The organism is Amycolatopsis albidoflavus (assembly GCF_039525725.1).
Lineage (GTDB): Bacteria > Actinomycetota > Actinomycetes > Mycobacteriales > Pseudonocardiaceae > Amycolatopsis > Amycolatopsis albidoflava.
On sequence record NZ_BAAAHV010000017.1, the window covers coordinates 85,928 to 107,275 of the forward strand.

Sequence of the window (21,348 nt, forward strand, 5' to 3'; positions counted from 1 at the left end):
GTCGGTCCATAGTGTTCTCGGCATGGAGACTTCCCGAAGCCGCACCGCCGGCGGCCCTGTTGTTACTGCCTTGCTGTGGCTGGTTTTTCTCGCCGGTGCCGCCGCCAATTCGATCGGCCAGTTCGCCGGTCTGGAGGACACTTACCGGTACATCGGCGGCGGTATAGCGGGGGTGTGCCTGGTGTTGCTGCTGGTGCGTTTCCTGGCGCGGCGCAAGGATTGATCAGGCGAGCCCGGCGATGAACTCGCTCAGCAAACGGTTTGCCGGGCCGGGCTCGAACAACCCCTTCAACTCCGCACGCGCGGCTTGCCGTCGGAACTCACCTTGGCAGGAGGAGTCACCGGCATTGTGCACCAATTCGGTCCACCAGTTCGCAAAAGCCTGGTATTTCCAGACGTGCCGCAGCGCGGTAGCCGAATAACTGTCGAGCAGGCTTGAATCCTTTTCTTTCCGGTAGCGGACAACGGCGTCCGCGAACAACTCGGCATCGTGCAACGCCAGGTTCATTCCTTTCGCGCTCATCGGCGGAACGATGTGCGCGGCGTCGCCGAGGAGGTACAGGCGACTGTGATTCATCGTGCTGTGCACCACGCTTCGCAGCGGCACCAATTGGGTGCTGGCGATCGTGCCCCGGGTCATGGGTTCCTCGAAACGGGCTTCGATCTCGGTCCAGATGCGGTCGTCGGTCCATTCCTCGAGGGAGCTATCCAGCGGGCATTGCAGATAGAACCGGCTCGCTTGCGGGCCTCGGGCGAACTGTCCGGCAAAGCCACGGCGGTGGAGTGCCATCATGGATTGGTGCTTGGCGGGCACTTCCGCCAATACCGTCAGCCACGCGTAGCCGTATTCGTGGGTGTAGCGCGTGAGTTCGGGGATCGCGGCTCGGCTGACGCCTCGGTCTCCGTCGCATCCGGCGATGAACTCGCAGGCGATCGTTTGGTTTCCTGCGCAACGCACCAGCGGGCGGTCGAGATTCTCGATGGAAACCTCCGTGGAGAAGCGGAGATCTCCTCCGTCCGCGAGAAAAACTTCGATCAGGTTCCGGACCAATACCTGCTGAGGACAGAACCGTCCGTCGCCTTGGTCGTTCGTGTCCAGGGCGAGCGGGCGCGTTTCGCCGTCGATGCGGAAGTTCAGCACCGGCTGGGTCGGGACGCCGCCGACGACCCGGTCTTCCAGGCCGTGCGCACGGAACATCCGAGCGGCCCGGGTGTCGATGACTCCGGCTCGCTGGCGTTGTTCGACGTATTCCCGGCTGCGCTTCTCCACGATGACGCAGTCGATTCCGCTGTGCAGCAGGAAAATTCCCAGGGTGAGCCCGGCGACTCCGGCGCCCACGATCACTACGGTGGTCTTCTCGTCCACTTCGGACGGTGTTGCGGTCATGTCTCCAGGTTCGCAGGAACTCGGCCGCCAGCGGTACCAGCAGCCCGACTAGGTCTGCCGGAAACCCGCCAAACCTCACCGGTCGCCGCGGCGCAGTTCCTGCTGATAGCGGCCAGGCGTCTGGCCGACCACGGTGGTGAACGCTTCGATGAAGCTGGTGGGATTGGCCCACCCGAGCCGGGCGGCGGTGTCGATGACGGCGTCGCCCTCGGCCAGCCGGATGAGCGCGTGCTGCACGCGCAACAGGCTGCGCCATTGGTGAAAGCTCATCCCCAGCTCGGTTTGGAACAGGCGGCTCAAGGTCCGCTCCCCTGCCCCGACAGTGCGGCCGAACTCGGCCAGGGTCAGCGACGCCGCGGGGTTGGTGTGGAGGAGGTCGGTGACCGCACGCAGGCGGTCGTCGGACGCGGCGGGGAGGTACATCGCTTCGTCGGGGCCGACGACCAGCTCGTCCACGACCACGCCGCGCAACCGCTCCCGGGCCTCCGGGCGAAGGGTCCGGCCGCTGGTGAGGACCAGCAACGCCTCCCGCAGCAGCGGCGACACCTCGAACACGGTCGGCTGGTCCGGCAGCGACGCCGACAGTTCCCCGGAGAACTCCAGCACCCGGACTTCGGTCTGGCCGTACGCACGGTGATAGTGCTCGAAACCCGGCGGTGTCCACGCGACCCGGTTGGCCGGAGCGACCCAGGTGCCGCGCTCGGTCGTGGTGGCGAGGACGCCCGCCGACGGATACAGCAGCTGGCCCTGGACATGCCGGTGCGGCGCGATGCCGTCCCCGTGCGCGAGATGGCCCCGCTTCTCCACGATCTGCGCGACCACCGCGGGCCTCGGGCGGATTTCCGGCACGAGCCGAGCTTACTCGGAGTGACGCACCGGAATGCCCGGCTTGCGGCCATGTGGCTGGGTCCCGAAGTCCGTGAAGGGCTCCTTGAGGGAATCTGATTCCCTCAAGGAGCCCTTCACGGACCACAACCCGGCGTCCGCTCCCGGATCCGGGGCCTACGACGACCTGCGTTCAACCGGATCGAACCAGCTGAGCTGGGGAAACACGCCGAAAGCGTGTCCGCAGCACAGCCTTGAGGTCCTGGTATTGAGTGTCAGGCCACCTTGGGCGTCGCCCGCGCGCCGAAGTGCATGTATTGCTCGCCGGTCGGCAGCGTGTAGAACAGCACCGGCGTCCAGAACTGCCCGCCCGGCATCCGGAGCACGAAAAGCGTGTCCGAGACCGCCACCAGGTCGAACTCCTGGACCTTGTCCGGCATCAGCTCCGCCAGCGGCCCGGTGGTGGTGTACACGACGCGCAAACCGCCCTCGCGCTCCACCACCTCGACGTGCGCGCCGGCCCGTTCGTACACGCCCAGGTGCCGGCTCCCGTCCACGGTCACCGGCGTGGCCGGGGGTTCGAGCGGACGCGGCATGGCGACGTCGGCGAGTTCGGCGAAGATCTCCCGGTACAGCTCGGTGTACAGATCCCGCGCGTGGCCGCCGTTCGTCAGCAGCGTGACCGCGAGGCCCGCGTCCGGCAGCAGGCGCAGGAACGCCGACTGGCCGATCGTGTTGCCGTCGTGGCCGATGACGCGGCGGCCGTTCCAGTCGTCGCGGATCCAGCCGAGGCCCCACGAATCGCCGAGGGTGTGCTTGTCCGGGACGTCCGCCTGCTTTTCCGCCATCGCGGCAGCCGATTCCGCCGACAGGATCCGCGTGCCGTCCGCCGTCAGGCCGCCGGCCAGGTGCAGGCGGGCGAAGGCGAGGACGTCCGCAGTGCGCGCGGTGATCAGGCCGGCCGGTCCGGCCGAGCGCGGCAACTGCCAGGCCGGGGCCGGAGCCGGGTCCTCGCCGTCCGGCGCGACGTGGCCGACGGCGGCGCGGAACAGCAGCGCCTCCTCCGGCAGCGTGACGGTGCGGGTGAGGCCGAGCGGGGTGTACAGCTTGTCCCGCATCGCGGCGTCCCAGGTCTTCCCGGTGAGCTTCTCGATCACCCGGCCCATGAGGATGAAACCTGAGTTGCAGTAGGAGAAAGTCACGCCGAGCGGGTGGTTTTGCGCGGCGTCCTCCAGCAGGTCGACGTACTTCTCGACGCAATCGTCGCCGCGGCCGGTGTCGGTGAAGATGTCGCCGTCGATGCCGCTGGTGTGGGTCAGCAGGTGCCGCATGGTGACGCTCTTGGTCACCTCGGGATCGGACAGCCGCAGTTCGGGCAGCACGTCGAGGACCGGCGCGTCGAGGTCGAGCAGGCCCTCGTCGACGAGCTGCATCACCACGGTCGACGTCCACACCTTGGAGATCGAGCCGATCTGGAACAGCGAATCCTCGGTGACCTCGACGCCGGTCGCCTTGTTCAGCACGCCGTGGGTCGCGAACACCTCCTCGCCGGTGTCGACGCGCAGGATGCCCAGCGACGCACCGGGAACGTCGTGCTTGCGGGCCAGCTCCGCCAGGCGACGGCTCCAGTGCGCGGCGTCGATCGGCACCCGCGAACCGGCGTACTGCTCGACCCAATCGACCACGCGCTGGTTGTAGTCGGCGCGGTGCGACGGCGGACCGTCCAAAACGAACAGATGCGCGCCGCCCGGGTACAGCACCAGCCGGGACGGCACATCGCGCTCGCGCAGCGCGGTGAACCACTGCTCCGCCTGACCGACCGGGCACCGGACGTCTTCGCCGCCGTGGAGGATCAGCGTCGGCGTGCGGACCTGCTCGACCTGCGCGTGCGGCGAGGACTTCTCGTACTTGCCCGAGGAAAGCCCGGAGAATTCGTTGACCGCCATGTAATGGCCGCCGTCGGAGGTCCCGGCCAGGCTGGTCAAATCGCTGACCACGCCACCGGCGACGGCAGCGGCGAAGCGGTCGTCGCGGCTGGTGAGGTAGCAGGTCATGTAGCCGCCGTAGCTGTAGCCGGTGACGGCGAGGCGGTCCGGGTCGGCGAGACCTTCGGCGACGAGCTGGTCGATCGGTTCGAGGAAGTCCGGTGCGTCCGCGCTGCCCCACGCGCCGATCGCCGCGGTGAAGAACGCTTCGCCGTAGCCGTCGCTGGCGCGCGGGTTGATCAGCAGCACGGCCCAGCCGCGCGAAGCAAGGGTTTGGTGGTACAGGTGAATCGAGTCCGCCGCGCCGTTCCAGGAGTTGTGCGGGCCGCCGTGGATGTCGATCAGCAACGGCTGCGGGCCGGTGCGTTCGGTGTCGCGGATGAGCCAGCCCTGGACGACAGTGCCGTCGCTGATCGTGAATTCGCGCGACTCGCGGCCGAACAATTCCACTTCGGACACTGCGTCGCCGTGCTTCGTGCGCACGTCGACCGAACCCGTGGCACGGTCGAGAACGGCGACTTCACCGAAGGATTCGCTGGTAGCCAACACAATCGCGGCTCGGTCACCGACCAAGTCCACTCCGGACACCACGTTGCCGTCGCCCACCAGCACCGGACGCGGGTCTCCACCGGCAAGGTCCACTTCGTACAGATGCGTGCAGCCGCGGTCGCGGATCGCGAACAGCACGACGTCGCCTGCTTCGTTCAGCTGCGGCAGCGCGCCCGGGTAGCCGGGGCCGCCGGACATCACGTTGCGGTCGAGGCTGGCAGCGAGGTTGACCGTCTCGCCGCCGTCCAGCGGAACGCGCAGCAGACCGAGGTTCCCAGTGATGGTGTCGGTGCGGCCGACCACCAGCAGCGCCTTGCCGTCGGCGGTCCAGCCGACCGTGCCCGCCATGCCCTGGTCGGTGCCGACCAGCCGCGGTTCGGCGTTCCGCTCGGTGACGTCGAGGACGTAGGCGGAGGACCGGAAGGTGAGGTCGGCGTCGTCGTCCAGGGACGCGGTGAACGCGACGTGCTTGCCGTCCGGCGACCAGGCGGGCTGGCCCGCGTGCCAGTCGCCGAAGGTGCGCTGCTGGACTTCGCCGGTGGCGACATCGAGGACGTGGATGTGGCTGCGGAGGGTCTTCAGCAGACCGGGGCCGTCGGACTTGTAGTCCAGCCGCTCGGCGACGATCGGCGTGTTCGCCGGCGGTGCCTCGACAATCGCGGCGAGGTCGATCGCCGCGGAGAACGCGATCTTGCTGCCGTCCGGGCTCCACACCGGCGCGCCCGCGCCGAGCGGAAGCTTGGTGAGCTGCTCGGCCTCGCCGCCGTCTGCCGGGAGAACCCAGACCTGCGGCGGACCGTCCTGGGCGCGCAGGAACGCGAGCCGGGAGCCGTCCGGGGCCCATTTCGGTGCCGCGTCAGCGTTTCCGCGGGTGAGCTGGCGGGCCTCGCCGGAAGAAGTGCCGACCGTCCAGAGCGCGTCGACGTTCCGGTCCTCCTCCCGGTCCGCGGTCCGCAGCACGTAGACGATCCGGCTGCCGTCCGGCGACAGCGCGGGCTGGCTGGGCGCGGCGAGGTCGTACAGGTCATCGATGCCGAGACGGCGGGTCATACGCTGGCTCCTTGAGAAATCGCGGGCTCGTGGCCCTCGGATTCGCTTTCGCTGAAGTGGCAGGCCGACGCGTGCCGCCGGGGCGCGGAGTCCTCGGCCGGATCGGCCCGCAGGCAGATCTCGCGGTCGCTCCGCACGAGCGGGCCGACCGGGCAGCGCGGGTGGTACCGGCACCCGGCGGGCGGATGGTGCGGATCGGCCGGTTCCGCGTCCGCGGTCGCGCCGGGTTCGAGGTCGAACAGCGGCTTGTGCGCCGACGGGGCCGCGTCGAGCAGGTCGCGGGTGTAAGGATGCTGCGGATCGGTGAGCACCTGCTCGGCCGGTCCGGCTTCGACGATCCGGCCGAGGTACATGACTGCGACGAAATCGCTGAGATACCGGATCACCGCGAGGTTGTGCGAGATGAACAGCATCGACAAATCGAGTTGCCGCTGCACTTCACGCACGAGGTTGAGCACCGCGCCTTGCACCGAAACGTCGAGCGCGGAGGTGATTTCGTCGGCGATCAATGCTTCCGGCTGACCCGCGAGCGCCCTGGCGAGTGCGACGCGCTGCCGTTGGCCGCCGGACAGCTGGCCTGGCAGGTGCCCGGCCCGTTCCGGATCGAGGTTCACCAGCTCCAGCAGCCGGGCGACCTCCTCGCGGCGGTTCGTCCCGCGCGGCATGGCTTCGGCGATCGACTCGCCGATGGTCATCCGCGGGTTGAGCGAGGAGTACGGATCCTGGAACACCATCTGCAGCGGGCGTCGGCGCGGGAGTTTCCGCACGTCCACGCCGCCGAGCAGCACCCGGCCCGCGCTCACCGGCGACAGTCCGACGGCCGCCCGGGCGAGCGTCGATTTGCCGGAGCCCGATTCGCCGACGAGGCCGACGACCTTGCCCGCCGGGACGGTCAGCGATACGCCGTCCACCGCGGTGAGCCCGCGCCGTCCGCCGTATCGGACGCTGACCGAGTCGAAAACCAACTCGCTCATTCCGCTCCTCCCTCGTCCGGCCGTTGCCCCGCTCGGCGGTCCGTGAGGGGAACCCTGAGGGACTCTGATTCCCTCAGGGTTCCCCTCACGGACTTTGGCCGGCGGGCGTGAAACGAGGCGGTCATTCCGCGCCTCCCGCCACAACGAGTCCCGCCTCTTCCGACAGTGCCGCATCCGGATGCCAGCACGCCACCCGGTGTTCCGGTGCGAGCACGGTCAGTTCCGGGTCCTCCTCGCGACACTGGTCGGTCGCGAACGGGCAGCGGCTCGCGAACGCGCAGCCGGTCGGCATCTGGTCCGGTTCCGGCGGACGGCCGGGGATCACCGCGAGCGGCGCGTCCGGGTCGGTCTCCAGGTCGATCGTCGTGGCCAGCAGCGCCCGCGTGTACGGGTGCCGCGGCGTGATGTCCGGACCGGCGGCGGGCAGGTCCTCCACGATCCGTCCGGCGTACATCACCAGAATCCGTTCGCACGTCTGGGAGACGACCGCGATGTCGTGGCTGATCAGAATGATCGCGGTGTCCCGTTCGGCGCGGGTCTGGGCCAGCAGCCGCAGCAACTGCCGTTGCACGGTCACGTCCAGCGCCGTTGTCGGTTCGTCCGCGATGATCAGCCGCGGGTCGCCCATCAAGCCCATGCCGATCATCGCGCGCTGCCGCATCCCGCCGGAGAACTCGTGCGGGTACTGCTTCGCCCGCCGTTCCGCCGCCGGAATGCGTACCGCGCGCAGCCGGTCGACGGCCCGCTCGAACGCCTTCGCCCGCGAAAGTCCTTGGTGCTGTTCGGAAACCTCGGCGAGCTGACGGCCGATCCGTCGGGTCGGGTTGAACGACGTCATCGGGTCCTGGAACACCATCGCCAGCGACGTCCCGAGCAGCGTCCGCAATTCGCGTTCCGGCGTGGTGAGCACGGGAGTTCCGGCGAAGTCCAGCCGGTCCGCGGTCACCGAACCGGGCGCTTCGATCAGCCGGGACACCGCGAGGCCGGTCAAGCTCTTGCCGGAACCGGATTCGCCGACGACGCCGATCGCCTCGCCCGCTCGTACGGTGAAGCTCACGCCGCGCACCGGAACCGTCCAACCGGTCGGGCGGGGGAAAGCGACTTCGAGGTTTTCGACGACCAGCACAGCCTCGTCCGCGGCAGTCGTGTCCATTTTGGACTTTCGCAGCGCGCGAGGAGTGAGCCGCGGCAACCGAGTCCGCACGCCGATCACTCCGGCGACGGTCTCGCCGAAGAGGTTGAACGCGAGTCCCGCGAGGACCACCGCGACACCGGGCGCGAGCGCCGCCGCCGGGTTGACGTAAATGCCGTTGAGGCCTTCGTTGAGCAGCCGTCCCCAGTCGTAATCCGGGGCCTGCACACCGATCCCGAGGAACGACAGCCCGGAGAACGCGAGCAGCGAACCACCGGCGCCGATGGTGGCGTTGACCGCCAGCGGCTCGCCGATGTTCGGCAGAATGTGCCGGAACAGCAACCGGATCCGGCCCACTCCGGCCACGCGAGCGGCGGACACGAAGTCCCGTCCGGCCACCGAAGCCGACAACGTCTGGGTCAGCCGGGCGAACTGCGGGGCCAGCGCGAACCCGATCGCCATCACCGCGCCTTGGGTGCCCACACCGAAAATCACCGCGAAGAACAACACCAGCAGCAGCCCGGGGAACGCGACCGCGATGTTGATCGCCGCCGTCAGGAGTCTGCCCAGCGGACGCGGCAGTACCGCGGGCAGCATGCCGAGCACCAGGCCGCTCGCGACGCCGAGCGCCGCGGCGATCAGCGCCAGGACCACCGAAAGCCGCGTCGCCACCAGCACGCGATAGAAAATGTCGCGGCCCAGTTCGTCGGTGCCGACCAGGTGGTCGCCCGACGGGCCCTGGCCGATCGCGTTGGTGTCGATCGCCGAAGCCGCGTCCTGCCACAGGATCGGGCCCAGCACCGCCACCGCGACCACCAGCACGAGCAGACCGGCGGAGAACGCGCCGAGCGGGGTGCGCACGGCGGCCAGCCACTGTTGTCCGCGCCGTTTCGCCATCTCAGTTCTCCCGGATCGTCGAACGCGGATCGAGGACCGCCAGCAGGAGGTCCACGATGAGGTTCACCAGCAGCACGCCGATGCCGTACACGAGTACGATCCCCTGCACCAGCGGATAGTCCTTCTGCAGAATGGATTGCGAGATCGTCGAACCGAGGCCCGGCCAGGCGAACACGTTCTCCACCAGCACGGTGCCCGCGACCAGGCTGGTGAGCATCAGCCCGCCGAGCGTCAGGGTCGCGGTCAGCGCGTTCGGCAGCGCGTGGCGCAGGTAGACGATCCGGGCGGGCAGCCGTTTCGCCCGTGCGGTGCGGACGAAATCGTTGCCCAGCACGGAAAGCGTCTCCACCCGGACGATCCGGGACAGCGTCGAAGCCGGGCCGAGCGCCAGCGCGATGATCGGCAGCACGAGCGAACCCGCGCCCTCGTGGCCGGCCACCGGGAACCAGCCGAGCTGCACCGCGAAGAACGCCACCAGCGCCACTGCGACCAGGAACTCCGGGATCGCGGCGAACAGCACAGTGGTCGAGGTGAACCCGAGTTCAGCACCGCGGTGCCGTCCGCCGCGAGTCAGCACGGCGAAGGTCAGGCCGAGCGGGATCGCCAGCGCGATGACCACCACGAACGCCGGCAACGCCAGCTGCAGCGTCGCCGGGAGCCGGTCGGAGATGACGTCGCCGACCGGCTGCCCGGTCAGCATCGACGTGCCGAAATCACCGCGGAACAGCCCGCCGAAGTAGTCGAGGTACTGCTGCCACAGCGGATGGTCCAGGCCGAGCGCGGCGCGCCGGGCGTTGATCAGCTCGATCGGCGCGGTCAGGCCGAGCGCCGAGCGCACCGGGTCGCCCGGGATCAGCTGGATCATCAGGAACGCCATGGTCACCAGCACCCACAGCGACACCACGAACCGCCCGAGGCGGCGGGCGCCGAAGGTCAGCCAGGGGCTGACCTTCGGGCCCGCGACGGCGATCGCGCCGGTCATCAGGAGTACATCCGGATGGTGGTCGGCTTGAGGTAGCCGTTGACGATCTCGAACTTCGCGTTGCTGCCGTAGGTCGGCACCACCGTGTTCGCGAACTGCACGACGTCCTGCTTCTCGAACAGCGCCGATTCCGCGGCCATCCAGTCCGCGCAGCCCGCTTGCCCGGCCTGGGTGGACGCCTTGGCGACCAGCGTGTCGTACTGCGGGTTCTTGATGTGCGCGAAGTTCGTGCCCTCCGGCGGCTGCCCGCCGGACATGAACGGCACCAGCTGGCTGGGCAGGGTGAGGCCGAGCGGAGCCATCGAGATGTCCCACTCGCCGGTGGCGAACAGGGCCTGGCTGAGGCCGGGGCTGTCGACGCCCTTGAGCTGGACGTCGACGCCGATGCTCTTCCAGCCCTGCTGCATCAACTCCGCGCCGGGAGCCATCGTCGGTCCGGCCTGCGTGCCGTAGATCGCGATCAGCGACAGCCGCTTCCCGTCCTTGACGCGAATGCCGTCCGGCCCTGGTTTCCAGCCCGCCTGATCGAGCGCCGCCTTGGCCGCGGCGACGTCGAAGCCGGGGATCTTCCCGGTGACCGAATCGCCGTCGCAGGGCCGCGGCTCGATGGTGACCATGCCCTTGACCGGCGCGCTGCCGTCCCTGGTCAGCACCTTCGCGACCTGGGGGAGGTCAAGTGCCTGGATCAGCGCGCGGCGCATCGCCTGGTCGGCGCCGAACCGGCCGGGAGCCTGGTTGAAGAACAGCTCGCCGAACGGGGAAACGATGTCGGAGTGGTACAGCCGCTGCGCCTTGAGCCGCTGCTGGTCCTGCCCGATCACCGAGCCGGCGTTGACCTCGCCGGACAGCAGCAGGTTCGACATCGTCGTCATGTTCGGGACGACCCGGACGACGATCTTGTCCGGCAGGCCCTGCTGCTTCGGGTCGAACTGGCCAGGACCCCAGGTGTAGTCCTTGCGCCGGGTCAGGGTGTAGTGGTCGTTCGGGACGATCTCGGACACGGCGAACATGCCGGTGCCGTTCTCTCCCTTGGCGAGCGTTTTCCGGTCGGCCATTCCCTTGGCGCAGACGATCGGCAGACCGGCGATGTTGCGGAGCAGGAACGCGTCCGGCGCGCCGCTGGTGATCTTGACCGTGCCCTCGCCGGCGACCGCTTTGGTGCCGCTCTTCACCGTGACGCCCGCCAGCGGGGACTTGTTCGCCGGATCGCCGATGAAGTTGATGTTCGCCGCCACGTCGTTCGCGGTCAGCGGGCTCCCGTCGGCGCAGGTGACCCCCTTGCGCAGGGTGAACGAAGCGGTGGTCGTATCCGCTTCCCACTTCTCCGCGAGCGCCGCCTCCGGCTGGCCTTTGGAGTCGAGGTTGATCAGGGAGTCGTAGAGGAACCCGTCGATATTGCGGGCGACCGACAGCACGGTGATCGCCGGGTCGAGTGTTCCCGGGTCGGTCGGGATGGCATAGGTGAAAGTCTTGCCGTCGACCAGTTTCTGGTTCGCGGTCCGGTCCGTCCCGGATTGCGCTGATCCCCCGCACGCGCTCACGGTCAAGGCCACCACGCCCGCCATCGCGGCGGTGAGCCGGGCAGTTTTCATGGGATTTCTCCTACGGGGTCGCGCTCTGGAGGTGGTCGATCGCCAGCCGGGCGGCGGCGCCGATGGACGCGTCGACCGCGGGAAGGCGGTCTTCGAGAGAATGCGCGCGAGTGAACACCGCGACCGCGAACCGCCGGCCGTCCCCCAGGGTCACCACGCCTGCTTCATTGCGGATTCCGGGCAGCGTCCCGGTTTTCGCCGCGATCGCCACGCCGGAGGGAAAGCCCGACGACAGCCGGTGCGGCCAGATCTGCTGCGCCATGATCGTGCGAACCCGTTCGCACGCTTCGGGTTCGCCTGCCCGGTCGGTCCAGATCGCGTCGAGCAGCGTCGTGATCTCGCGCGGCGTGGACGACGTGGTGCGTTCCGGATCCCGGACCGACAGCTTGTCCATCTGCTCCGGCGTCGCTTCGCTGAAAAGAGCTTCGAGATCCGAATCCGGAGTGCCGCCGAGATCCGCGATGACGGACGCGAACAGGTCCTCGCAGCAGCCGATCAGCCGGGTGCGGGCCAGTCCGAGATCGGCCAGCACCCGGTCCACCGTTTCCTGGCCGAGCCGGTGATAAAGGACGTCGGTGGCGGCGTTGTCGCTCATCGTGAGCATGAAGTGCGCGAGGTCGCGCCAGCTCATCTCGACGTCGTCGGCGCAACCCGCGGTGCCGATGCCACCGATCCGGTACCGCGCGGTCACCTTGGTCCGTTCGGTGTCGTCAAGGCGTCCGGCGGCGACCTCGCGGGCATAGGCGAGCGCCACCGGGATCTTGAACACCGACGCGAGGACGACTGGAGCGTCCCCGCCCGCCGATACTTCCGGGCCTGCGACGCCGATCTCCCGAGCGTGCAGGAATCCTTCCGCGCCAGCGTCGGCGAAGACGGCCTCGATCCGTTCTCGGATCCCGCTCACTGGGAGACCCGTCGATCCGCGCGTCCAGTGTGGAGGAACTGCGCGCGGCCGTTGCCGTCGTCGCCGACGAACGCGTGTGCCATGTAGACACCCGGAAGCTGCTCGGTTTTGGCGACGAACGTGTCGCCCTGGCACGGCAGCAGTTCTTCCTTCCCCGAGGGCGCGCCGATCTCGGCGAAGATTCCCTTCGGGACGCGGCTCATCCAGAGCTTGCCGTCTTCCTCGGTGACGACGGTGTCGGCGACCATCGACGTGTACTCGCCCACGTACCGGGAAAAGTCGGCCGGAGCGGCGGCGGGATTCGGCTCGGGCCGCGCCGGAACGGTGACGTCCGCGAGTTCGTCCAGCAGCTTCGCGAAGATCTCCTCGTACGCGTTCATCGGCTGACCGCCGTTGGTCAGCAGCGCGACCGCCACGCCCTTCTCCGGGACCACGCGCAGGAAGGACGCCTGGCCGATGGTGCCGCCGTCGTGGCCGATCACCTTGCCGCCGTCCCAGTCGAAGAGCATCCAGCCGAGCCCCCACTGGTCGGACATGCCGAGGTAGGGCACGTCCACCTGCGGTTCGCGCATCGCGAGCAGCGATTCCGGCAGCACCACCTGGGTGCCGTCGTCGGCCTTGCCCTCGTTGAGGTGCATCCGGACGAACGTCAGCAGGTCGCGCGGGCGCATCGCGAGCGTCGAACCGGCGGGCGAGTTCGAGCGGGTGAGCGCCCAGATCGGCGCGGGCACCGGATCCTCGCCCGGTTTCGGGGAGACGTGGCCGATGGCGGCGCGGTAGCGGATCGCGTCGTACGGGCCGGACGCCGCGTGGGTCAGGCCGAGCGGCGCGAAGAGGTGGTCGCGCACGCAGTCGTCCCAGCACTTGCCGCGCAGCACCTCGATCACGCGGCCGAGCACGCAGTAACCGGCGTTGTTGTAGGAGAACCGCTCGCCCGGCGGGAAGAGCTGCGGCACATCGGACAGCGTCGCGACGAGCTTCTCCACGCAGTCGTCGCCGGGTCCGGTGTCGGTGAAGATGTCGCCCTCGAAGCCGGCGGTGTGACAGGTCAGCTGGCGGACGGTGATCACCGCCGCGGCCTCGTCGTCGCCGAGCACGAACTCCGGCAGGTAGTCGCGCACCGGCCGGTCGAGGTCCAGCTTGCCCTCGTCGACGAGCTGCATCGCCAGCGTGGTCGTCCACACCTTGGTGATCGACCCGATCTGGAACACCGAGTCCACAGTGGACTCCACGCCGGTGCCCTTGTTGAGGATGCCCGCCGCGTGGTCGATCACCTCGCCGTCGGCGAGCACCGCGATCGCGGCTCCGGGAACCTGATGCTTGGCCAGCAGAGCGGCGAAATTCTCCTGGAGCCAGGTCTCGATTTCGGAAATTTTCGACATGTGCACCTTCTGTCCGGGTGAGGGTGGACCGGCGTTTCGGAAATGCTAGGTCCGTGGCGGACGTCACTTGTTCGTCCGGACCGAGGAGAGCGAGGGGAAAGTTCCTCCGCTCCGACGAATCAAGCCGTGCGCAGGGACTCCACCGCCGTCGCGGCGGCGAAACCGATGAACGCGTCGCGCTCGGGCACCCGGGACCGGGAATCCTCGGCGCGGGTGAAGACGGCGACGGAGTAGCGGCCGCCGTCCGGGTATTCGACCACGCCGACCTCGTTGCGCACGGCGGGCAACGTCCCGGTTTTGCCGCTGGTGCGGATGCCGTCGTCCGGGAACCCGGAACGCAGGCGGTGCGGCCAGACCTGCAGTTCCATCCAGCGCCGGACGTCCGCGCACGCCTCCGGGGCGGCCGCTTCGTCGCGCCAGATCAGTCCCAGCAACCGGGTCATTTCGGCGGCGGTGGTGCGACAGGATTTTTCCGGTTGCAGCGCGCGCAACCCGGAAACCTGTTCGTAGGTCAGTTCGGCGAGCGCGCGTTCGTCGTCCTCGTAAGAGACTCCGAGATCCTCGCCGATGGTGGCGAGCAGTTCGCCGCAGTCCTGCGGCACGACGGTGTGCGTGAATCCGAGGCGCCGCAACGTGCTATTCACCGCGTCTTTGCCGACCTCGGCGAGAATCAGGTCAGTGGCAACGTTGTCACTGATTCCGATCATCAGAATCGCCAAATCGTGCCAGGACATCAGGACTTCGTGGCGAAAGGTGGCGAGGCCGTACGGGCTCGGCGTCGGATGCCCTGGCTTGACGGCGATGCGAGTGCCGAGATCAAGCTTTCCTTCGGCGGCCTGGCGGGCGAGTTCCAGCGCAATCGGGATCTTGAACACCGACGCGGGAACAACCGGAACGTCCTGTCCGATGCCGAGACTGCGGGTGCCGTCGACCTCGGCGGCGTGCAGCCGGACCTCGACGCCGACCTCCTCGGCGCGGCGGGCGATCGTTTCGGATGCGGTGGCCATGGCCCTCCTGTCTACTGTGGACTTCTCCGGCAGCAGGCAGGGAGTTCTTGGTGCGGTACGGGAACAGCGCTGGCCCGGCCTGCCGATTCCCCATTGTCTTGGGCTCGGCTGGGGCCGGGGTTGGTGCGATCGCAGGAAGGTTGCGGCCCGTTTCCCGTCAGGAGTGCAAGACTCAGGACTCTTCGGGTTTTTCCACCCGCGGCAGCAAGTGCAGCTGCACCATCGCCGCGAACCGATCCCCCGGATCGTCCAGATCGATTCCGCCGACCTCCGCGAGCCGGCGCAAGCGGTACCGGAACGTGCTCGGATGCACGTACGCCGCCGCTGAAGCCGCGCTGATGTCCCCGAACGAATCGAGCCAGCACCGCAGCGTGTGCACGAGCTGCGATTGATGTTTGGTGTCGTACTCCAGCAGCCGCGCGATCGGCCCGGTCGCGACGTCGCCGCGGGCCGCGGACAGGTCGGCCAGCTCCAGCATCAGCGCCTCGATGTGCGCGTCCTCGGCGGCGATCACCCGCTTCGAACCGCCGTTGGTGAGCAGCACCCGCAACGCGCGGTCGGCCCCGTCGCGGGACGCGCGCAGGCCGGATCCGTCCAGCGCCAGCGGGCCGATGCCGATCGCGGCGGCGACCCGGCGGCCGGTGCGTTCCAGGAAGGTCGACGCGACGCGCACCGAGCGTTCGCGGCAATCGCCGTGGTTCCCGGGCATCGGGACGATGCCGTACGCGACGTCGCCGACCAGCGCGACCGCCGATCGAGGCTGAACCGCGCTGAGGTGCATGGCGAACGCGTCGGCGACCCGCTGGCGTTCGGCGACCAGCCGGAGGTCGTCGTCGGGCGCTTCGATCAGTCCCATAGCGAGCACGATCGTCGGCTGCCCCAGCAACCCGAGGCGTGCGATGGCTTCCTGCGCGCCCGAGCCGCCTTCGAGCGCGGTGCTGACCAAGTCCGCGCGCAAGCGGCGTTCGACGTCGGCACCCGCGCGCAGCCGAAGCATATGCAGCGCAACGATTTTCGAAGCGTCGATCAAAGCCGCGGTACGTTCTTCGCTTAGCTCTTTGTCGACAGCTGCCCAAATCGACCCGAGTACCTCGTCACCGGCCCGGACCGCGAGGGCGGCGCGGATCATGACGATCTTCTTGTCGTAGCCGTCGCCCGGATAGACGTAAACCGGGCCTTGATCGCGATAGAGCCGCTCGAAAACGCCGTCCTTCTCCAGCTCGCGAGTGAACCGCTCGGGCACTTGGCGGCCGAGAATCGTCTCGACCCGCGAAGGGTCGGCTTCGTCCTGACGGCCGGAGAAAGCGAGCACGCGCGAGTTGCGGTCCTCGATGGTGACCGGTGCGTCAAGCAGCGCGGCGATGGCGTTGGCGAGCGCGAAAAGGTCGCCGGACGGCATCCCGCCGAGTGTCTGCGGGGAAACGTCGCCGACGTCGCCCTCCGCGAGCAACGTGCGGAGCATGGCGGCCAGCTGCGCCCACGACGCGCCGCTGGCGAGGCCGAGCAGCGCGACCCCGGAGGAATTGGCCGCCCGCACGAGTTCCGTCGAGGCGGCGACCGGCGCTCGCACGACCAGCGCGGTCGCACCGCGTGCGGCGACGGTGTGCAGGAGCTGCACGATCTCGTCGGATTCGCGCACGCCGACGCCGAGGACGACCGCCTGTGCCGGGAATTCCGCGTCGTCGTGCGGGTCGTGAATCACCACCCCGCCGAGCTGCCGCCGCGTGTCGCGGCCGACGGCGACCGGCTCGAGGAGCACGTCCCCGAGAGCTTCGAGGACACGTCCCAGACTCGTGTGCGGTTTGCTCGGCACCGGTGTCAGCACCCCCCGAAGGTAGATCCGGCCTCGTGCGGACCGGCTGGTCCGATCCGACCAAATCTACCTCCGGAATTCGTAGCGGGCTACGAACCGATCCACACCTTTGCCGTGGTCACCTCGTCCAGCAGCTCCGGAATCGGCGCCACGCCGAGGCCCGGTCCGGTCGGCACCGGGAGGTGGCCGCCGGAGAGCACGAACGGCTCGGTGATGTCGGTTTTGTAGAACCGGTCCGACGCCGAGGTGTCGCCGGGCAGGGTGAAGTTCGGCAGCGAGGCCAGCGCGACGTTCGCCGCCCGGCCGAGGCCGGTCTCGATCATCCCGCCGCACCACACCGGGATCCCGTGCGCCGCGCACACGTCGTGCACCCGCCGCGCTTCCAGGTAACCGCCGACGCGGCCCGGTTTGATGTTCACGATCTGGACCGCGCCCAGCTTGATGGCGTCCGCCGCCGCGCGCGCCGACACGATCGACTCGTCGAGGCAGATCGGCGTCTGGATCCGGCGGGCGAGTTCGGCGTGGCCGAGCACGTCCTCCTCTTCCAGCGGCTGCTCGATCAGCAGCAAGCCGAACGGGTCGAGCCGGGCCAGCTGCGGCGCGTCGCCGAGGGTGTAGGCGGTGTTCGCGTCGACCTGCAGCAGCACGTCGTCGCCGAAGCGTTCGCGGACCGCGCGCACCGGCTCGACGTCCCAGCCGGGTTCGATCTTCAGCTTGATCCGGACGTAGCCCTCGTCGAGGTATCCGCCCACGACGTCGAGCAGCTGCGGAATGGTGTCCATGATCCCGACCGAAACGCCGCACGGCACGGAATCGCGCACTGAACCCAGCTCGGCGGCGAACGACCGTTCGTGCGCGCGGAGTTCAGCGTCGAGCACGGCCATCTCCAGCGCGCCCTTGGCCATCCGATGGCCCTTGAACTTCGCCAGCAGCGGCGTCACCTTCGCCGCGGTGATGTCTTCCGCGGCCAGCAGCGCCGGGATCAAGTAGTGCTGCAGCACGTGTTCCGCGCCGTCGTTGTACTCCGACGAGTACAGCGGACCGGCCATCGTCACGCATTCGCCCCAGCCCTCGCCGGCCGGCGTGACCGCGCGCAGCAGCAAGAGCTCGCGGACCGACTGGGTGCCGAACGAAGTCCGGAACGGGGCGACGAGCGGCATCTGCACCCGGCGCAGTTCCACACCGCTGAGTTTCACTGCTCCTCCTTGGAGATCACGTAGAAGCCGGCTCGGTCGAAGCCGGTCACCCGGCCCCCGGCGGCCATCAGCCCGCCGAGCGATTCGCGCAGCGCGGCCCGCCACGCGTCCGCCTTGCCGAGATCGGTGGTGCGCAAGCCTTCGATGTCGGAAGGGACCGCGACGAGCACCACCGGGGCGTCCGCGGAACCGGCGGCCGGACCACCGTCATCGGCGACTTCAAGGGCCACCTTCGCTCCTTGGTCGAGCAAGGCCTTCGCGTCGGTGCGGATCGGTTCGCCGAACGCGGCGGTCCGCACGGTCGGGCTGGCCAGGTCCCAGGACACCATCAGCCGGTCGGTGTCGCCCGAACCGTTGATGCCGTCCGCCATCGGGCCGTAGAAATCCCGCAGATAACGCACCGGGAGCGCGCCGAGTTTGCCGAGGTTGAAATAGCCGTTGCGGCGCACCAGCGGGTCGAACGTCCATTTGATCGTCGAGACGTCCTGTCCGAGCGCCCAGCCGCGCTGATGCAATTTCAGCGCGTACCCGATTCCGCGTCCGGCACCGGCCTTCGCGACTCCGGCGATGTGACTGTGCAGACTGCCTTTTCCGGGGTTTCCGAAAAAGCCGACGCACGCACCGAGCAGTTCTCCGTCAGCGAACGCGCCTGCCACGTAATTCCCCGCCGACGACAGCGCGCGCAGCAGTTCCGTGGTCACCGGACGGGTTCCCGGCGCGGACCGCCAGATCGTCTCGAACAGCACTCCGACCGCGGTCATTTCCGCGATCTCGGTGATCTCCCGGACTTCGACCCCCGAGGCGGCGGCCGCCGCTTCAGCGGCCGCGACCGCCTCGTCGCACACTTCCGCCGCGACGGGTCTTTCCGTGTTCATCGCAAGATTCGTCACGGGATGATCCTTTCCCGGCTTCCCCACCGACGTCACCGTCGTGCTCGACCAGAATCGTCCACCGGATTCGTCGGAATCGACGGACTCCCCTTCGTCAGCACGTTCTCCACCAGAGCGGCCAGCAACGCGGTTCGCCGTGGCAATTCCTCGACCAGGACATGTTCGTGATCCGCGTGCGCGCCGCCGCCGACCGCGCCGAGACCGTCGAGCGTCGGCACGCCGAGGCCCGCGGTGTAATTGCCGTCCGAAGCACCGCCGACGGCCGCCTCGGTCAATTCCGGCAATCCCAGTTCCGCGGCCAGTTCCTTTGCCAGCCCGTACAACGCGGCTGACGAAACGGCGTCCAGCGGCGGACGGTTGATCCCGCCGGTGACCCGCACCTGCGCTTCGTCGAGGACCGGTTTCAACGCACGGACTTCACGGTCGACGCGGAGCTGTTCTTCCTCGTCCCACACGCGTACATCGACCTCGACCGCCGCCGCTGCGGGCACGGTATTCACGGTCGTACCAGCCGAAAGCACTGTCGGCACGACGCTGGTCCCACGCTCCGGACTGGCGAGCGCGGCGACGGCGAGCACCTGATGTGCGATCTCGATCCCGGCGTTGATCCCCTTCTCCGGTTCGAGCCCGGCGTGCGAGGCACGTCCGGTCACCTCGATCCGGTAGTGGGAAACGCCTTTGCGCCGAGTCTTGATCGCGCCGCCGTCCGCTGAGGCTTCCAGTACAAACGCCGCGGCGCAGCCCCGCGCCTCTTCCTCGATCAGCCCGCGCGACGAGGGCGAGCCCAGCTCCTCGTCGCCAGTGACCAAAATGGACAGTCCACTCCGGTCTGCCAGCGAAGCCGCGACGTGCAACACCATCACGACGCCAGTCTTCATGTCGAAGCAGCCGGGCCCGCGCAAAACCCCGTCCTGCACGGAAAACGGATGCGTCTCCAGCGAACCCATCGGCCAGACCGTGTCGTGGTGGCCGAGCAACAGCACGCGCGCCGGACCGTCGCCGAATCGCCAGCGCAGATGCGTCCGTCCGTCCAGGACAATCCGCTCCGGTTCAACACCAAGCAACGCCTTGCCGACGCCAGTCAGCACGTCAGCGCTGTGTGCAACCGCGTCCAGGTCGGACGATGGGGATTCGCAGCGCACCAACGTTTCGATGTCGGCGAGCAAAGCGTCCACAGAGAACTCGGTCATCGCGGTTCACCTCGCAGCGGCTGGCCCGGGAACGCGTCGGTGAGCAGTTGCCCGTCGCGCACCACCGGAGTGCCCGCGACAAACAGGTGCCGGACGCCGACTGCGGGCCGGGTAGCGTCGAAATACGTTGCGGTGTCAGTGATCGTGGCCGGATCGAGGACGACAATGTCCGCGTCCGCGCCGACGTTCAACCGCCCCTTGGTCCGCGCACCGGGCGCGACCTCGTCGAGCACCCGCGCCGGGAGGTAAGAACAGCGCCGGAACGCCTCCAACCAGGTCCAGACACCGGCCTCGCGCACCATCAGCCGCAGCGACTTCGAGAACGTCCCCGCCGTACGCGGATGCGTCGCACCGCCCGGAGGCAGCGGCCACTCGGTGGATTCGTTGGCGCCGTTTTGCCAGTACACCGGCATCGCGTCGCTCGCGACGATCGAGTCCGGGAAGGCAAGCGCCTGATGCAACAGCGTGCGGTCCGCCGGGTCGTCCTCGTCGAGGAACTCCAGGATGCACGGCGCACCCGGCGTCTCGGCGCGGACCTGCAGCAGCCGTCCCTCGTCCGCGATCCGCTCGCCGGTCTCCAGCAAGATCACGCGCGTCGGGTTGAGGCCCTTCATCTTCAGCCGCTCCGGCGAGATGAAAGCCGCGCCGACCGCGGTGCTGCCCGCGCCGTACGGATAAGCCTCGACCGTCACCCGCGACCCAGCGGAACGGCCCGATTCCAGCGCGGCGAGCACGCGGTCGATGTGCCGTCCGGAGGTGCTGTTGACGTGGCAGTGGTGCATCGCCGCGCCGGTCTCGGCCGCGACGATCGCGATCTCCTCGGACCCGTCGGCCGGCGTGCCCGGATCGACCTCGACCAGCTCGCGGACGTGCGTGTACGTCGGCGCTTCGGCCTGCTTGGCGAGCTTCGCCAGCGCCAGGAACTCGGCCGGATCGCTGGCCGGCGCGTACCCGAGCAGCACGCCGACGCCCAGCGCGCCCGCCGCCAGCTCGCCCTCCACCAGCGACAGCCACGCGGCCAGTTCGGTCTTCGACGAGGACCGCTGCCAGGCCGGATTGCCGAGCACGGAAAGCCCGGTGTTGATGTTCGCGTCCGGCTCGATGCCGGCGAGCACCTTGGCCCGCGCGGACCCCCACGAGGCCGAGAAACCGTAGTGCAGCGGACGCCCCGCCGCGGCGGCCTCGGCGTAGGCCCGCTCGACCGGCATCAGCCCGGCCTCCAGGTCGAGCGCCGTGGTGACGCCGTCCATGGCCTGCAGCCGCTGTCCCGCGATCGTGTGCACGTGGCTGTGCAGATCGATGAACCCCGGCCCGACGACGTACCCGGCGACGTCGATCTCGACCTGGTCGTCCGCACTCGGCAGTCCCGGTCCGACCGCGATCACCTCGCCGTCGGATACCAGCACGTCAGCTGTGCCGTCGAAGCCCGTAGCCGGGTCGATGACGCGACCGCCACGCAGCAGTGTCCGCATGCTTGCCTCCTCGCCTCGCTGCTGGCGACCCTAGGAGGTTTCCCGGGCACGACGTTCGTGCGCGCGGACGAATCCGGGGCGGCAGATCTATCCGCGCGCACAAACCGAAATCCGCTGGGCG

15 protein-coding genes and 1 pseudogene are annotated in these 21,348 nt (G+C 68.8%); 1 reads left to right on the forward strand and 15 read right to left on the reverse strand.

Features of this window, described 5'->3' with window-relative positions; genetic code table 11:
* Nucleotides 1–22 precede the first annotated feature (22 nt).
* Nucleotides 23–223 carry a hypothetical protein gene (locus ABD156_RS27950; RefSeq protein WP_344280031.1) on the forward strand — a complete coding sequence of 67 codons (201 nt, stop codon included), beginning with the start codon at nucleotides 23–25 and terminating at the stop codon, nucleotides 221–223.
* Here the strand turns inward: ABD156_RS27950 and ABD156_RS27955 are convergent, their stop codons facing one another.
* The 15 genes and pseudogenes from ABD156_RS27955 to ABD156_RS28025 all read right to left on the reverse strand — a co-directional run bounded on the left by ABD156_RS27955 (nucleotide 224) and on the right by ABD156_RS28025 (nucleotide 21,227).
* Nucleotides 224–1,387 carry a 4-hydroxybenzoate 3-monooxygenase gene (locus ABD156_RS27955; protein ID WP_344280034.1) on the reverse strand — a complete coding sequence of 388 codons (1,164 nt, stop codon included), beginning with the start codon at nucleotides 1,385–1,387 and terminating at the stop codon, nucleotides 224–226. It lies immediately after the preceding gene.
* A gap of 75 nt (nucleotides 1,388–1,462) precedes the next feature.
* Nucleotides 1,463–2,236 (reverse strand): AraC family transcriptional regulator, encoded by a 774-nt coding sequence (locus tag ABD156_RS27960; RefSeq protein WP_344280037.1) that lies wholly within the window; start codon nucleotides 2,234–2,236, stop codon nucleotides 1,463–1,465.
* A 251-nt stretch (nucleotides 2,237–2,487) separates the two neighbouring features.
* Nucleotides 2,488–5,796, reverse strand: coding sequence for a serine hydrolase (locus tag ABD156_RS27965; RefSeq protein WP_344280040.1), 3,309 nt, complete (start codon nucleotides 5,794–5,796; stop codon nucleotides 2,488–2,490).
* Nucleotides 5,793–6,770 (reverse strand): ABC transporter ATP-binding protein, encoded by a 978-nt coding sequence (locus ABD156_RS27970; protein ID WP_344280043.1) that lies wholly within the window; start codon nucleotides 6,768–6,770, stop codon nucleotides 5,793–5,795. Before ABD156_RS27970 ends, ABD156_RS27965 begins: the two co-directional genes overlap by 4 nt.
* 124 nt (nucleotides 6,771–6,894) lie before the next feature.
* Nucleotides 6,895–8,799 (reverse strand): annotated as a pseudogene (locus ABD156_RS27975) (dipeptide/oligopeptide/nickel ABC transporter permease/ATP-binding protein); the annotation flags it as partial.
* 1 nt (nucleotide 8,800) lies between these two features.
* The gene (locus ABD156_RS27980; protein ID WP_344280046.1) at nucleotides 8,801–9,781 is read right to left on the reverse strand and encodes an ABC transporter permease; all 981 of its coding nucleotides are present in this window, start codon (nucleotides 9,779–9,781) and stop codon (nucleotides 8,801–8,803) included.
* On the reverse strand, nucleotides 9,781–11,373 hold the full coding sequence (locus ABD156_RS27985) for an ABC transporter substrate-binding protein (RefSeq protein WP_344280049.1): 1,593 nt from the start codon (nucleotides 11,371–11,373) through the stop codon (nucleotides 9,781–9,783). The genes ABD156_RS27980 and ABD156_RS27985 overlap by 1 nt, the downstream gene beginning before the upstream one ends.
* 10 nt (nucleotides 11,374–11,383) lie before the next feature.
* Nucleotides 11,384–12,277 (reverse strand): serine hydrolase, encoded by an 894-nt coding sequence (locus tag ABD156_RS27990; protein WP_344280052.1) that lies wholly within the window; start codon nucleotides 12,275–12,277, stop codon nucleotides 11,384–11,386.
* A complete protein-coding gene (locus ABD156_RS27995) occupies nucleotides 12,274–13,659 on the reverse strand; it encodes a serine hydrolase (protein ID WP_344280055.1) in 1,386 nt (461 codons plus the stop codon). The genes ABD156_RS27990 and ABD156_RS27995 overlap by 4 nt, the downstream gene beginning before the upstream one ends.
* Nucleotides 13,660–13,778: 119 nt before the next feature.
* Entirely contained in the window at nucleotides 13,779–14,666 is an 888-nt protein-coding gene (locus ABD156_RS28000; protein WP_344280058.1) for a serine hydrolase, read from the reverse strand.
* 172 nt (nucleotides 14,667–14,838) lie between these two features.
* The gene (locus ABD156_RS28005) at nucleotides 14,839–16,491 is read right to left on the reverse strand and encodes a PucR family transcriptional regulator (RefSeq protein WP_344280061.1); all 1,653 of its coding nucleotides are present in this window, start codon (nucleotides 16,489–16,491) and stop codon (nucleotides 14,839–14,841) included.
* 77 nt (nucleotides 16,492–16,568) lie between these two features.
* A complete protein-coding gene (menC, locus tag ABD156_RS28010; protein ID WP_344280064.1) occupies nucleotides 16,569–17,675 on the reverse strand; it encodes an o-succinylbenzoate synthase in 1,107 nt (368 codons plus the stop codon).
* On the reverse strand, nucleotides 17,672–18,550 hold the full coding sequence (locus ABD156_RS28015; RefSeq protein ID WP_344281218.1) for a GNAT family N-acetyltransferase: 879 nt from the start codon (nucleotides 18,548–18,550) through the stop codon (nucleotides 17,672–17,674). The genes menC and ABD156_RS28015 overlap by 4 nt, the downstream gene beginning before the upstream one ends.
* Nucleotides 18,551–18,597: 47 nt before the next feature.
* The gene (locus ABD156_RS28020) at nucleotides 18,598–19,755 is read right to left on the reverse strand and encodes a M20 family metallopeptidase (RefSeq protein WP_344280067.1); all 1,158 of its coding nucleotides are present in this window, start codon (nucleotides 19,753–19,755) and stop codon (nucleotides 18,598–18,600) included.
* Entirely contained in the window at nucleotides 19,752–21,227 is a 1,476-nt protein-coding gene (locus ABD156_RS28025; protein WP_344280070.1) for an amidohydrolase family protein, read from the reverse strand. Before ABD156_RS28025 ends, ABD156_RS28020 begins: the two co-directional genes overlap by 4 nt.
* Nucleotides 21,228–21,348 lie beyond the last annotated feature (121 nt).